We start from the raw sequence: 13,865 nt of genomic DNA, 5'->3' as shown, positions 1-13,865 counted from the left end.
CTCATAGAAGAGCGCCGGGCTTTTTTATTGCGGGTCGATCAGTCAGCCATCCAGCTCGGCCCAACGCTCAACCAACGCTTCCAGCTCCTGGTTCAGCGTCTCCAGAGAGGCGATGACCTTGGCGGTTTCTGCCGCAGGGCGCAAGTAGAAGCCGGCGTCAGCCATTTCCGCTTCGACCGCAGCGATCTGCTGTTCCTTGGCATCGATATCGCCTGGCAAGGCTTCCAGTTCACGCTGCAACTTGTAGCTGAGCTTTTTCTTGGCAGGCGCACCTTCAGCAGCCGGTGCAGGCGTTTCGGCAGCGACCGGAGCCACCACCGCCGTGTTCAGGTCGGCCTTGCCCGACTTGCTCTCGGTCACGCCCAGCAGGCGCGGCGAGCCGCCCTGACGCAGCCAGTCCTGATAACCGCCCACGTATTCGCGCACCTTGCCTTCGCCTTCGAAAACCAGGGTGCTGGTGACCACGTTGTCGAGGAATTCCCGGTCGTGGCTGACCATCAGCACGGTGCCGTTGAAGGTCAGCAAGACCTCTTCCAACAGTTCCAGGGTTTCCACGTCGAGGTCGTTGGTCGGTTCGTCGAGCACCAGCAGGTTGGCCGGCTTGCTGAACAGCTTGGCCAGCAGCAGGCGCGCGCGCTCACCACCAGACAGAGCCTTGACCGGCGTGCGCGCACGTTGCGGGCTGAACAGGAAGTCGCCCAGGTAGCTGAGTACGTGGCGGCTCTGGCCGTCGATGTCGATAAAGTCGCGACCTTCGGCGACGTTGTCGATCACGGTCTTTTCCAGGTCCAACTGGTGGCGCAACTGGTCAAAGTAGGCCACGTCGATGCGAGTGCCCTCTTCTACCTTGCCGCTGGTCGGTTGCAGACCGCTGAGCATCAGCTTGAGCAAGGTGGTCTTGCCGGTACCGTTGGCGCCCAGCAGGCCGATACGATCGCCACGCTGCAGGACCATGGAGAAGTCCTTGATCAGGAACGGGCCGTCCGGGTGATGGAAGCTGACGTTCTCCAGCACCATCACTTGCTTGCCCGACTTGTCGGCAGTATCGAGCTGGATATTGGCCTTGCCGGTACGCTCGCGGCGCTCACTGCGCTCGACGCGCAAGGCTTTCAAGGCACGCACGCGGCCTTCGTTACGGGTGCGACGGGCCTTGATGCCCTGGCGGATCCAGACTTCTTCCTGGGCCAGCTTCTTGTCGAACAGCGCGTTGGCGGTTTCTTCAGCCGCCAGGGCGGCTTCCTTGTGCACCAGGAAGCTGGCGTAGTCGCCGTTCCAGTCGATCAGGCCGCCACGGTCCAGCTCGAGGATGCGCGTGGCCAGGCTCTGCAGGAATGCACGGTCGTGCGTGATAAACAGCACGGCGCCCTGGAAGTCCTTGATGGCTTCTTCAAGCCAGGCGATGGCGCCGATGTCCAGGTGGTTGGTCGGTTCGTCGAGCAGCAGCAGGTCCGGCTCGGACACCAAGGCCTGGGCCAGCAGCACGCGACGACGCCAGCCGCCGGACAATTCGGCGAGGGTCTTGTCGGCCGGCAGTTGCAGACGGCTCAGGGTGCTGTCCACCAGTTGCTGCAAGCGCCAGCCATCACGGGCTTCGAGGTCTTGCTGGACGTGCATCAGTTTGTCCAGGTCTTCTTGGGTGACGCAGTTCTGTGCCAGGTGATGGTATTGCGCGAGCAACTCGCCTACGCCGTCCAGGCCTTCGGCTACCACGTCGAACACTGTCCGTCCGTCGGCCACCGGCAATTCTTGCGGCAATTCGCCGATCTTGAGGCCCGGGGCACGCCAGACAGAGCCGTCATCGGGCTTCTGGTCGCCTTTTACCAGCTTCATCATGCTGGACTTGCCGGTGCCGTTGCGGCCGATGATGCACACCCGCTCACCACGGGCGATCTGCCAGGACACCTTGTCCAACAACGGCATGGCGCCGAAAGCAAGGGACACATCGCTGAATTTGAGCAGGGTCATACGCTTCTCCAAAAACTGGGCGCGCATTCTACCTGAGTTGAAGGTGGGATGCGGTCGGGATTTTCTGTATAGACACGTTCTGTAGGACATTTCCGGCGAACTTGAACGAACCAGCCGGCAAAGCTTTCGCGGGCCGCTGGCAAAAGGCTAAGCTAGGGGCAATCAGTGTCGGCGGTGCCGGTGCTAGTCGTGATTTCTCTGCACGGACGTCTCATGCGCAGTCGCCTTTTCAACTTTTTGTCTTGTCTGCTCCTTTCCGCCACTGCCGTTCAATCCGCCCAGGCGGTGGATCTCACCACTCAACGCCAGTATTACGATCAAGCCAAACGCGCCCTGGCCAAGGGCGACACCGGCCCTTACATGCAATACAGCCAGGCCCTGGCCGACTACCCGCTCACGCCCTATCTGGCCTATGACGAACTGACCGCGCGCCTGAAAACCGCAAGTAACGAGGAAATCGAACAATTCCTCGCCAAACACGGCGACCTGCCCCAGGCCAACTGGATGAAACTGCGTTGGCTGCGCTGGCTGGCCGAACGCGGCGATTGGCAGACTTTTGAAAAGTACTACGACACCAAGCTCAATTTCGTCGAGCTGGACTGCCTGCATGGCCAATACCAGCTCAGCCACAACCTGAAGGCCGAAGGCTACAAGACCGCCGAAAAACTGTGGATGACCGGCAAATCCCAGCCAGCCGCCTGTGACGTCACGTTTGGCCAATGGGCCGCTGCCGGCCAACTCACCGAGCAGAAGATCTGGGACCGCGCCAAGCTCGCCGCCGAAGCGCGTAATTACGCGCTGGCCAACAGCCTGGTGAAAACCCTGCCGACCCTTGGCGCCCAGGGCCGCCTGATGGTGGATGTGGCACAGAAGCCAGACATGCTCAGCGACCCGTCACGCTTCCAGCCGGCCACCGAGGCCATGTCTGACGCCGTGGGCCTGGGCCTGCGTCGCCTGGCGCGCCAGGATCCGGACAAAGCCATGTCGCTGCTCGATGGCTACGCCAGCAGCATGCACTTCTCCCGTGACGAAAAGGTGTCGATTGCCCGCGAGATCGGCTTGACCCTGGCCAAGCGCTTCGACCCGCGCGCGCTGGAGGTCATGACCAAGTACGACCCCGAGTTGCGCGACAATACGGTTTCAGAGTGGCGTCTGCGCCTGCTGTTGCGCCTGGCGCGCTGGGAAGACGCCTACCAGTTGACCCGCAAACTCCCACAGGACCTGGCCACCACCAACCGTTGGCGCTACTGGCAGGCACGCAGCCTGGAGCTGGCCGAGCCGAAGAACCCGCAAGCCTTGGTCCTGTACAAAAACGTGGCCAAGGAGCGGGACTTCTACGGTTTCCTCGCCGCTGACCGCTCCAAATCTCCTTACCAGTTGAACAACAAGCCGCTGGTGATGAGCCAGGCGCTGGTCAACAAGGTGCGCAATACCCCTGGGGTGCGGCGTGCCCTGGAATTCTACGCCCGTGGCCAGATCGTCGACGGTCGCCGTGAGTGGTACCACGTCAGTCGTCATTTCAACCGTGACGAGATGGTCGCCCAGGCCAAGTTGGCCTACGACATGAAGTGGTACTTTCCGGCCATCCGCACCATCAGCCAGGCGCAGTACTGGGACGATCTGGACATCCGCTTCCCGATGGCCCACCGCGACACCCTGGTGCGCGAAGCCAAGGTACGTGGCCTGCACTCCAGCTGGATCTTTGCCATCACCCGCCAGGAAAGCGCGTTCATGGACGATGCCCGCTCCGGCGTCGGCGCCAGCGGCCTGATGCAACTGATGCCCGGCACCGCCAAAGAAACCGCACGCAAGTTCAGCATCCCCCTGGCCTCCCCGGCCCAGGTGCTGGACCCGGATAAAAACATCCAGCTCGGCGCTGCTTACCTGAGCCAGGTGCACAGCCAGTTCAACGGCAACCGCGTGCTCGCCTCCGCTGCCTACAACGCCGGCCCAGGCCGCGTGCGCCAATGGCTGCGCGGCGCAGACCACCTGAGTTTCGACGTATGGGTGGAAAGCATCCCCTTCGACGAAACCCGCCAGTATGTGCAGAACGTGCTGTCTTATTCGGTGATCTACGGGCAGAAGCTCAACTCACCACAGCCTTTGGTGGATTGGCATGAGCGGTACTTCGACGACCAGTAGGAGCGAGCTTGCTCGCGAAGAACGTCAACGCTAACGCGTGCTTCCTGGATAAACGCGGCGCCTGTGAGTTTTTCGCGAGCAAGCTCGCTCCTACAGAGGTTTCATTGCCCGCATCGAAAGATGCGGGCATTTTTTATGGGCGCTGATTCACCTGTTCATCTCCATCACTGAACTGCAACGCCGCCAACCGCGCATACAGCGGATTGCTCGCAATCAACTGCTGATGCGTGCCCACCGCCACCAGCTTTCCCTGGTCCATCACCGCAATGCGGTCGGCATTCTTCACCGTGGCCAAACGGTGGGCGATCACCAGCGTGGTGCGCCCCTGCATTAGCTGCGGCAGCGCTTGCTGGATAAGGTGTTCACTCTGGGCATCGAGGGCGCTGGTGGCTTCGTCCAGCAGCAGGATCGGCGCGTCGACCAGCAAGGCGCGCGCGATGGCCAGGCGTTGGCGCTGACCGCCGGAGAGGCCTTGGCCACTTTCGCCGAGGTGGGTTTGGTAGCCGTCGGGCATTTGCAGGATGAAGTCGTGGGCGTGGGCAATACGCGCGGCGGCTTCCACCTGGGCGGTGGTGGCGGACGGGTTGCCGTAGCGGATGTTGTCCTCGACGCTGCCGAAGAACAACGCCGGGCTCTGGGACACCAGAGCGAAGTGGCGCCGCAGGTCCAGGGGGTCTAGCTCGGTCAGCGGCTGGCCTTCGAGCAGGATTCGGCCTTGCTGGGGGTCGTAGAAGCGCAGCAGCAGATCGAAAATCGTCGACTTGCCCGCACCGGACGGCCCTACCAACGCCAGGGTTTCGCCCGGGTTGATGGTCAGGTTCAAGCCGTCGATGGCGTAGCTGTCCGGTCGCGAAGGATAGGAAAAGCGTAGGTCCTGCAGCTCCATGCGGCCACTGACCCGTTCCGGCAAACGTACGCCGCCAGTGGCCGGCGCCTGGATCTCGTTGCCTGACTGCAACAGCTCACCGATACGCTCGGCTGCACCAAAGGCACGCTGCAACTCGCCAAGCACTTCGCTAAGGGTGCCGACGGCGCTGCCGACAATCAGGCTATAGAACACGAACGCCGCCAGCTCACCGCCGGAAATGCGTCCGCTGATCACGTCCATGCCGCCCACCCACAGCATCACGCCTACCGCGCCGAGCACCAGCATGATCACCAGGGTGATCAGCCAGGAACGCTGCAAGATGCGTTTACGTGCCGTGACAAAGGCGTCCTCGACGGTGACGGCAAAGCGTTGTTCGTCCTGCACCTGATGGTTATAGGCCTGCACGGTCTTGATCTGGCCCAGCGTCTCGGCGACATAGCTGCCGACGTCCGCGATACGGTCCTGGCTCAAACGCGACAGGCTGCGCACACGGCGCCCGAAGATCAGAATCGGCGCCAGCACCAGCGGCAACGCCACCACCACGATGCTGGTGAGCTTGGGGTTAGTGATAAACAGCAACACGATGCCGCCGATCACCATCAGGGCGTTGCGCAAAAACAGCGACAGTGATGAGCCGATCACCGATTGCAGTAAGGTGGTGTCGGTGGTCAGCCGCGACTGGATTTCCGAGCTGCGGTTGTTCTCGTAGAAGCCGGGGTGCAGGTAGATCAGGTGGTTGAACACCTGCCGACGAATATCGGCCACCACCCGCTCGCCAATCCACGACACCAGGTAAAACCGCGTGAAGGTGCCCACGGCAAGGCCGAGCACCAGCAGCATGAACAGGCCTATAGACTGGTTGAGCAGATGCGGCGACTGGGTCATGAAGCCCTGGTCCACCAACAGGCGTATGCCCTGCCCCATGGACAAGGTGATGCCAGCGGTGACGATCAGCGCCAACAGTGCGCCAAGCGCCTGCCAGCGGTAGGGCGCGATAAAGCGGCTGGCCAGGCGAATCGCACGGCGTTGACGGATTGAGAACATGGAAGGATCACCAATGGAGAGTCTATACATCAACATTGGGGGAACTTGCACAAATAACAATGAGTCAGGTTAATTATGCCCACCGATGCAGGCCGCTAGAGGCTATCGGTCTAAGACTCATCTGGAAATATGTACCGGTTTCTGGTGGACTGGGTGTTCGAACCGACGAGCGTGTAAGGAGTTGTAACAGCGCGTTCATGTGGGGGAATTAAAGTAGGTACACAACCTGATGAGGAGACAGGCCATGACCTTGCAAAATAGCAGCGACGCCAAGATTGAAGTGATCCGCCAGCCGCAGCAGCTGCCTTGCTCGTATATCGATGCCAAGGGCCGGGAAGTGCAGATTACCGAAGAAATGATCCAGCAAGCCTGCAGCGAGCTGGAACAGCGACTGGTCAAGCCTGCCCAGCAAGGCTGAAGCGCCCACGCTCTTTCAAACCCGGCCCAAGTGGCCGGGTTTTTTGTGCCCCCTGTAGGAGCGAGCTTGCTCGCGAAAAACCTGAGGGCGCCGCGTTAAATCAGAAACGCTGCGCTATCGTTGACGTTTTTCGCGAGCAAGCTCGCTCCTACAGTTATAGGTGTTCGGCACCCAGAGCAGTCACGATCTGTGACAGCACCGCCGACTCCCCCTTGATGCGCACCTTCAAGCCATCGATCTCGCGACGCTCCGGATAGTGCTTGCGCAGCAGGTCGAAGGCTTGGCGCTGTTCCTGCACGGTGCCCACCAGGCTGCGGCGGAAATCCGCGTCGTCACGGCGTGGGTCGTACACACTGCGGCACAAGGTCGCCAGCGCCCAGGCCGGGTCAGTCTCAGGATGCAGGTGCATCTCGGCCAGCCAGGGGGCCGGTAGCAAATCACTTAAGTGAATACTCGGTTCCTGGCCCAGGTGCGCGCACAGCGCCTGGTAAATCTGCGCGGTGCCGCGCTGCTTGCCATCGAGGCTGTAGCCGGCAATATGCGGCGTGGCCAGCACGCACAGGTCAGCCAGGTCGACGTCCACCTCGGGCTCGCCTTCCCACACGTCCAGCACCGCTTGCAGGTCTTCGCGCGCCAGCAACACCTCGCGCAGCGCGGCGTTATCCACCACCGCACCCCGGCTGGCGTTGATCAGCCAGGTGCCCGGCTTGAGCTGTGCCAGGCGCTGGCGATCAAACAGGTGCCAGGTCGAACCGTTGCCGGACTTGATCAGCGGCGTATGCAAGCTGATCACGTCACATTGCTCGATGATCTGCTGCAGGCTGACGTAATCACTGCCCTCGGTAATCTGGCGCGGCGGATCGCACACCAACACATTCCAACCCAGGCCCTGGAGCACCTTGACCAAGCGCCCGCCGACTTCACCCGCGCCGACGATGCCGTAGGTACGCTGCTTGAGGTCAGCGCCTTCGATTTCAGCCAGGGTCTGCAAGCTGCCAAGCACGTAGTCCACCACCCCACGCGCATTGCAGCCGGGCGCGCTGGACCACTGGATACCCGCTTGCTTGAAGTAGTCGAGGTCCAGGTGGTCGGTGCCGATGGTGCAGGTGCCGACAAAGCGCACGTTACTGCCCTCAAGCAAGGCACGGTTGACGTTGGTCACCGAGCGCACCAGCAGTACATCGGCCTGCTCGACGGTGGCGCGGTCGATGGAACGGCCGGGCACGCGGCGAATCTCGCCAAACCCTTCGAAGAATGCATCGAGCAGCGGGATATTTTCGTCGGCAACAATCAGCATGGCAGGCTCCTTTGGCGGATTGGCAGTGTACAGAAGATCCTGTGTGGGAGCTGGCTTGCCTGCGATTGCATCGACCCGGTTTGCCTGATGGACCGAGGTGCCCGCATCGCAGGCAAGCCAGCTCCCACAGGGGTCAGCGCTGGCCTGGGCGCATCGCTTACAAATCCCTAACACAGGTTTTTTCCTGACCGCTGCGTCAACGCGTAGAATCCGCCGTCCTTGCGACTGCCTTTTTATTGGACACCTGTACGTGAACACTGCCACCGCTCCCCTCTCCCGCCCCGCCCGCATCAGCCGGGAAGTGCGCGGCCTGCTGACGCTGGCCTTGCCGATCATGATCGGCCAACTGGCCACCACCGCGATGAGCTTCGTCGACGCGGTGATGGCCGGGCGCGTGAGCCCGCAGGACCTGGCGGCGGTGGGCCTGGGTAATTCGATCTGGATCCCGGTGTACCTGTTGATGACCGGCACTCTGCTTGCCACCACGCCGAAAGTCGCCCAGCGCTACGGTGCGGGCCAGTTCAGCGAGATCGGGCCCTTGGTGCGTCAGTCATTGTGGCTGGCCGTCGTGGTTGGCATCGCAGGGGCGCTGTTGTTGCTATGCGCCGAGCCGATCCTGCATGCGATGAAGGTCGAACCCGACTTGATCGAGCCGTCCATGGGCTACCTGCACGGCATCGCCGCCGGTATGCCGGCGGTGGCGTTGTACTACGTGTTTCGCTGTTTCAGTGACGGCCTGGGCCGCACACGGCCGAGCATGGTCATGGGCTTGTGCGGCTTGGCGCTGAATATTCCGCTGAACTACATCTTCATCTACGGCCACTTGGGCGTACCGGCCATGGGCGGCGTGGGTTGTGGCTGGGCTACCGCGATTGCGATGTGGGTGATGATGATCGGCCTGGCCATCTGGACGCGCTGGGGCGCGGCCTATCAAAGCAGCGAATTGTTCAAGCGCTTCGACTGGCCGCAGTGGGCGGTGATCAAGCGCGTGTTGGGCATTGGCCTGCCGATAGGCGTGGCGATCTTTGCCGAATCGAGTATTTTTGCGGTGATCGCCTTGTTGATCGGCAGCCTGGGCGCCACGGTGGTCTCCGGTCACCAGATCGCGCTGAACGTCAGCTCCCTGGTGTTCATGATCCCCTATTCCCTGAGCATGGCCGTCACCGTGCGCGTCGGCCAGGCGCTGGGGCGCGGCGAACCTCGGGAAGCACGCTTCGCCGCCGGCGTCGGCATGGGCACCGCACTGGCGTATGCCTGCTTTTCCTGCAGCTTGATGCTGTTGTTTCGCGAGCAGATTGCAGCGATCTACACCCCCGACCCGGTAGTGATCCACCTGGCGTCGATGCTGATCGTGTTCTCGGCGCTGTTCCAGTTCTCTGACTCGATCCAGGTCACCGCCGCCGGCGCATTGCGCGGCTACCAGGACACCCGGGTGACCATGGTGCTGACCTTGTTCGCCTATTGGGGCGTGGGCCTGCCGGTAGGTTACGCCCTGGGCCTGACAAACTGGCTCGGCGAGCCCAGCGGCCCGAGCGGTTTATGGCAAGGGCTGATCGTGGGCTTGAGCTGTGCGGCGGGGATGTTGGTGGTGCGCCTGGCGCGCAGTGCACGCCGACGCATTCGGGCCGAAAAGGCGCAGGCTTAATCGGCTTTCTTGCGGATCCAGTACAGGTAGGTGCCAGCATCTTCCCGCTGATCCACCAGTTCATGGTCGAGAAACACGCAGAACTTGGGGATATCGCGACGGGTCGACGGGTCGGTCGCGATGACCTTGAGCAGGCCGCCCGCCGGCAGGTCGCGGATGTGCTGGTGCAGCATCATCACGGGTTCCGGGCAGTTGAGGCCGGTGGCGTCGAGGGTGCCGTCGACAGGCTGTTCAAGACTCATACTTCACTCCTAAAACTGGCACCGCTCAACAATGTGGGAGCGGGCTTGCCCGCGATGACGGGGGCACATTCAACATAAACTTCGACTGTAATACCGCTTTCGCAGGCAAGCCAGCTCCCACATTTAATATCAGCGGCCTTTGGATTTCTTTACGTCTACCAGGCGGCGCAGGTGACAGGTCACCTCTTCGCGGTCGTGGTAGAGCTGCTTGCAGCCGATCTCCACACGAATGCCGCGCGCCTTGAAGCCCTCTTCGATGCGCTCCAGCAGACGCTTCACCTCGGCGTAACGCTGCTTCATCGGCAACTTCAGGTTCACCACCGCCTCGCGGCAATGCCCTTCGCCAATCCAGGTTTCCAAGAGTGCCGCGTTGCGCGCAGGTTTCTCGACGATATCGCAGACCATCCAGTCCACCGGCTGCTTGGGCACGAAGGTGAAGCCGTCGGCCATCAGGTGTTGCACCAGGCCGGTGTCCATCAGGCTTTCGGCCATGGGGCCATTGTCGATGGCGGTCACCAGCATGCCACGGTTGACCAGTTGCCAGGTCCAGCCGCCCGGTGCTGCGCCGAGGTCGACGCCGGTCATGTCGCCGTGCAGGCGTTCGTCCCACTGGTCACGGGGGATGAAGTGGTGCCAGGCCTCTTCCAGCTTGAGGGTCGAGCGGCTGGGCGCATCACGCGGAAACTTGAGGCGCGGGATGCCCATGGGCCACATCGCCGAGTTGTTCGACTCGGCCAGGCCCATGAACACTTCGCGGCCGCTCTTGAAGGTCAGCAGCAGGCGCGGCTTGCTCGGGTCGTCCACCAGCTTGCCGGCGTTAAGCAGGGCTTTGCGCAGGTGCACTTCGAATTTCTTGCAGAAGTTCGACAGTTCCTTGCCGTCATTGGTGTCGACCATCTCCAGCCACAAGCTACCGCACAGCGGAAACTCGCGCAGGTGGGCGAGGATCACGCTGATGCGGTCGGTTTCCGGCAGGTCGATAAACACCCCGCGCGCCCACTGCCTGGGGAAGATCAGCTCGGCAAAGCGCTGGCCGTGCATCAGGCGCTGGGCGCCGTCTTCTTCGGTGCAGACAAATTCGGCGCAGGCGCTGCCGGTCTTGGCCTTGGCGTAGCCGGAAACGTTCAGGCGCGCGGCGTGCTCCGCGATCTCGGAACAGACTTCGCCTTCAAAACCCGAGCGGCAGTGCATAAAAAGGGTGTTCATTGAATCTCCTGGTGAATCAACCGGCGTTGCGCTATCGCAATACCTGTCATGAAAACGCGCGCATGATAGCCGAGTTCGGAACCTTGGACTCAGCGATAGAGTCCAGTTATTAGCCTGCTAATGAAAACAGCGCTAACGTGATAGCTCTGTTCGTCCCGTCAGGTCCGTAGCCGTGCGGACCATAAGGAGTCATGTAATGTCATCCCTTGATAGCCTGAGAACCCTTAAGACACTGCAAATAGACAGCAAAACCTACCACTACTTCAGCCTGCCCGAAGCCGCCAAGAGCCTGGGTGACCTGGACAAGCTGCCGATGTCCCTCAAGGTGCTGCTGGAAAACCTGCTGCGCTGGGAAGACGCCAAGACCGTCACCGGCACCGACCTCAAGGCCATCGCCGCCTGGCTCAAAGAACGCCAGTCCGACCGCGAGATCCAGTACCGCCCCGCTCGCGTGCTGATGCAAGACTTTACCGGGGTACCCGCCGTGGTCGACCTGGCCGCCATGCGCGCTGCCGTGGCCAAGGCCGGGGGTGACCCACAGCGCATCAACCCGCTGTCACCGGTGGATCTGGTGATTGACCACTCGGTGATGGTCGACAAGTTTGGCAGCACCAGCGCCTTCGAGCAGAACGTCGATATCGAGATGCAGCGCAACGGCGAACGCTACGCCTTCCTGCGCTGGGGCCAGAGCGCCTTCGACAACTTCAGCGTGGTACCACCGGGTACCGGCATCTGCCACCAGGTCAACCTCGAATACCTGGGCCGCACCGTATGGACCAAAGAGGAAGACGGCCGCACCTACGCCTTCCCCGACACCCTGGTAGGCACCGACTCCCACACCACCATGATCAACGGCCTCGGCGTATTGGGCTGGGGCGTGGGCGGGATCGAAGCCGAGGCGGCGATGCTTGGCCAGCCGGTGTCGATGCTGATCCCGGAAGTGATCGGCTTCAAGCTCACCGGCAAGCTCAAGGAAGGCATTACCGCCACCGACCTGGTGCTGACCGTCACGCAAATGCTGCGCAAGAAAGGCGTGGTGGGCAAGTTCGTGGAGTTCTACGGCGACGGGCTGGCCGATTTGCCCCTGGCCGACCGCGCGACCATCGCCAACATGGCACCGGAATATGGCGCGACCTGTGGCTTTTTCCCGGTGGATGAGGTGACCCTGGACTACCTGCGCCTGTCCGGCCGCCCGGCTGAGACGGTCAAGCTGGTGGAAGCCTATACCAAGGCCCAGGGCCTGTGGCGCAACGCCGGCCAGGAGCCGGTCTTCACCGATACCCTGGCCCTGGACATGGGCACTGTCGAGGCCAGCCTTGCCGGGCCCAAACGCCCCCAGGACCGCGTCGCCCTGCCGAATGTAGGCCAAGCGTTCAGCGATTTTCTCGACCTGCAATTCAAGCCCACCAGCAAAGAAGAAGGCCGCCTGGAAAGCGAAGGCGGAGGCGGCGTTGCCGTGGGCAATGCCGACCTGGTCGGCGAGGCGGATTATGAATACGAAGGTAACACCTATCGCCTGAAAAACGGCGCGGTGGTGATCGCCGCGATTACCTCCTGCACCAACACTTCCAACCCCAGCGTGATGATGGCGGCCGGGCTGGTGGCGAAAAAAGCCGTGGAAAAAGGCCTGACCCGCAAGCCCTGGGTGAAAAGCTCCCTGGCGCCGGGCTCCAAAGTGGTCACCGACTACTACAAGGCTGCGGGCCTCACCCAGTACCTGGACAAGCTTGGCTTCGACCTGGTGGGCTACGGCTGCACCACCTGTATCGGCAACTCCGGCCCCCTGCCCGAGCCGATCGAAAAAGCCATCCAGAAGGCCGACCTCACCGTGGCCTCGGTGCTGTCCGGCAACCGTAACTTCGAAGGCCGCGTGCACCCACTGGTGAAAACCAATTGGCTGGCCTCGCCACCCCTGGTCGTCGCCTACGCGCTGGCCGGCACCGTGCGCATCGACATCAGCAGCGAGCCGCTGGGCAATGACCAGCAGGGTAATCCGGTGTACCTCAAGGACATCTGGCCCAGCAGCCAGGAAATCGCCGAGGCGGTGGCCCAAGTCAGCACCAGCATGTTCCACAAGGAATATGCCGAAGTGTTTGCCGGCGACGAGCAATGGCAAGCCATTGAAGTACCGCAGGCAGCCACCTACGTATGGCAGCAGGATTCCACCTACATCCAGCACCCGCCGTTCTTCGACGACATTGCTGGCCCGCTGCCGGTGATCGAGGACGTCAAGGGCGCCAACGTGCTGGCCCTGCTGGGGGACTCGGTAACCACCGACCACATCTCCCCTGCCGGCAATATCAAGGCCGACAGCCCGGCCGGGCGCTACCTGCGCGAACAGGGCGTGGAGCCGCGTGACTTCAACTCCTACGGCTCACGCCGGGGCAACCATGAAGTGATGATGCGCGGCACCTTCGCCAATATCCGTATCCGCAATGAAATGCTCGGCGGCGAAGAAGGCGGTAACACGCTGTATATCCCTACGGGCGAGAAAATGGCGATCTACGATGCCGCCATGCAGTACCAGGCCTCGGGCACACCGCTGGTGGTGATCGCCGGCCAGGAATACGGCACCGGCTCCAGCCGCGACTGGGCAGCCAAGGGCACCAACCTGCTGGGGGTCAAGGCAGTGATCGCCGAGAGCTTCGAGCGTATCCACCGCTCCAACCTGGTAGGCATGGGCGTGTTGCCGTTGCAGTTCAAGCTGGATCAGAACCGCAAGACACTCAAGCTCACCGGCAAGGAGAAGATCGATATCATCGGACTGACAGCTGCCGAGATCGAGCCGCGAATGAACCTGACGTTGGTGATCACTCGGGAGGATGGCAGCAGCGAGAAGGTTGAGGTGCTGTGCCGGATTGATACCTTGAATGAAGTGGAGTACTTCAAGGCCGGTGGGATTCTGCACTACGTGCTGCGCCAGTTGATCGCCTCTTAAGAGCAACGCAGATCAAAGGTGGGAGCTGGCTTGCCTGCGAAAGCGGTGGGTCAGCCAACATTTTTATAGCTGATACTCCGCCATCGCAGGCAAGCCAGCT

9 protein-coding genes are annotated in these 13,865 nt (G+C 61.9%); 4 read left to right on the top strand and 5 right to left on the bottom strand.

The window, feature by feature from the left end:
* Positions 1–42 precede the first annotated feature (42 nt).
* The gene (locus ACP7CZ_RS06600; protein WP_294150437.1) at positions 43–1,965 is read right to left on the bottom strand and encodes an ATP-binding cassette domain-containing protein; all 1,923 of its coding nucleotides are present in this window, start codon (positions 1,963–1,965) and stop codon (positions 43–45) included.
* A 213-nt stretch (positions 1,966–2,178) separates the two neighbouring features.
* Here ACP7CZ_RS06600 and ACP7CZ_RS06595 point away from each other — a divergent pair, with 213 nt between their 5' ends.
* Entirely contained in the window at positions 2,179–4,107 is a 1,929-nt protein-coding gene (locus ACP7CZ_RS06595; RefSeq protein ID WP_034126641.1) for a transglycosylase SLT domain-containing protein, read from the top strand.
* Between the two features lie 133 nt (positions 4,108–4,240).
* On the opposite strand, the gene ACP7CZ_RS06590 is transcribed toward ACP7CZ_RS06595, so the two are convergent.
* On the bottom strand, positions 4,241–6,049 hold the full coding sequence (locus ACP7CZ_RS06590; protein WP_198862762.1) for an ABC transporter ATP-binding protein/permease: 1,809 nt from the start codon (positions 6,047–6,049) through the stop codon (positions 4,241–4,243).
* A 214-nt stretch (positions 6,050–6,263) separates the two neighbouring features.
* Here ACP7CZ_RS06590 and ACP7CZ_RS06585 point away from each other — a divergent pair, with 214 nt between their 5' ends.
* The gene (locus ACP7CZ_RS06585; protein WP_014717504.1) at positions 6,264–6,437 is read left to right on the top strand and encodes a PA1571 family protein; all 174 of its coding nucleotides are present in this window, start codon (positions 6,264–6,266) and stop codon (positions 6,435–6,437) included.
* 154 nt (positions 6,438–6,591) lie between these two features.
* Here ACP7CZ_RS06585 and pdxB read toward each other — a convergent pair whose 3' ends face one another.
* Positions 6,592–7,734 (bottom strand): 4-phosphoerythronate dehydrogenase PdxB, encoded by a 1,143-nt coding sequence (gene pdxB, locus ACP7CZ_RS06580; protein WP_054898796.1) that lies wholly within the window; start codon positions 7,732–7,734, stop codon positions 6,592–6,594.
* A gap of 250 nt (positions 7,735–7,984) precedes the next feature.
* Between pdxB and ACP7CZ_RS06575 the strand changes: the two genes are divergently transcribed.
* The gene (locus tag ACP7CZ_RS06575; protein ID WP_054898797.1) at positions 7,985–9,379 is read left to right on the top strand and encodes an MATE family efflux transporter; all 1,395 of its coding nucleotides are present in this window, start codon (positions 7,985–7,987) and stop codon (positions 9,377–9,379) included.
* On the opposite strand, the gene tusA is transcribed toward ACP7CZ_RS06575, so the two are convergent.
* Both tusA and rlmM read right to left on the bottom strand, forming a co-directional pair.
* The gene (gene tusA, locus ACP7CZ_RS06570) at positions 9,376–9,621 is read right to left on the bottom strand and encodes a sulfurtransferase TusA (RefSeq protein WP_054898798.1); all 246 of its coding nucleotides are present in this window, start codon (positions 9,619–9,621) and stop codon (positions 9,376–9,378) included. The two genes, ACP7CZ_RS06575 and tusA, sit on opposite strands and share 4 nt — an antisense overlap.
* Positions 9,622–9,750: 129 nt before the next feature.
* The gene (gene rlmM / locus ACP7CZ_RS06565; RefSeq protein ID WP_054898799.1) at positions 9,751–10,827 is read right to left on the bottom strand and encodes a 23S rRNA (cytidine(2498)-2'-O)-methyltransferase RlmM; all 1,077 of its coding nucleotides are present in this window, start codon (positions 10,825–10,827) and stop codon (positions 9,751–9,753) included.
* A 196-nt stretch (positions 10,828–11,023) separates the two neighbouring features.
* Between rlmM and acnA the strand changes: the two genes are divergently transcribed.
* A complete protein-coding gene (gene acnA, locus ACP7CZ_RS06560; RefSeq protein ID WP_294156044.1) occupies positions 11,024–13,765 on the top strand; it encodes an aconitate hydratase AcnA in 2,742 nt (913 codons plus the stop codon).
* Positions 13,766–13,865 lie beyond the last annotated feature (100 nt).

Origin of the sequence: Pseudomonas sp. DWP2-2, from assembly GCF_049897065.1 — a bacterium.
GTDB classification, from domain to species: domain Bacteria; phylum Pseudomonadota; class Gammaproteobacteria; order Pseudomonadales; family Pseudomonadaceae; genus Aquipseudomonas; species Aquipseudomonas paracarnis.
The sequence above is the reverse complement of the archived record's forward strand: the minus strand, read 5'-3'. Positions and strand labels throughout refer to the sequence as shown.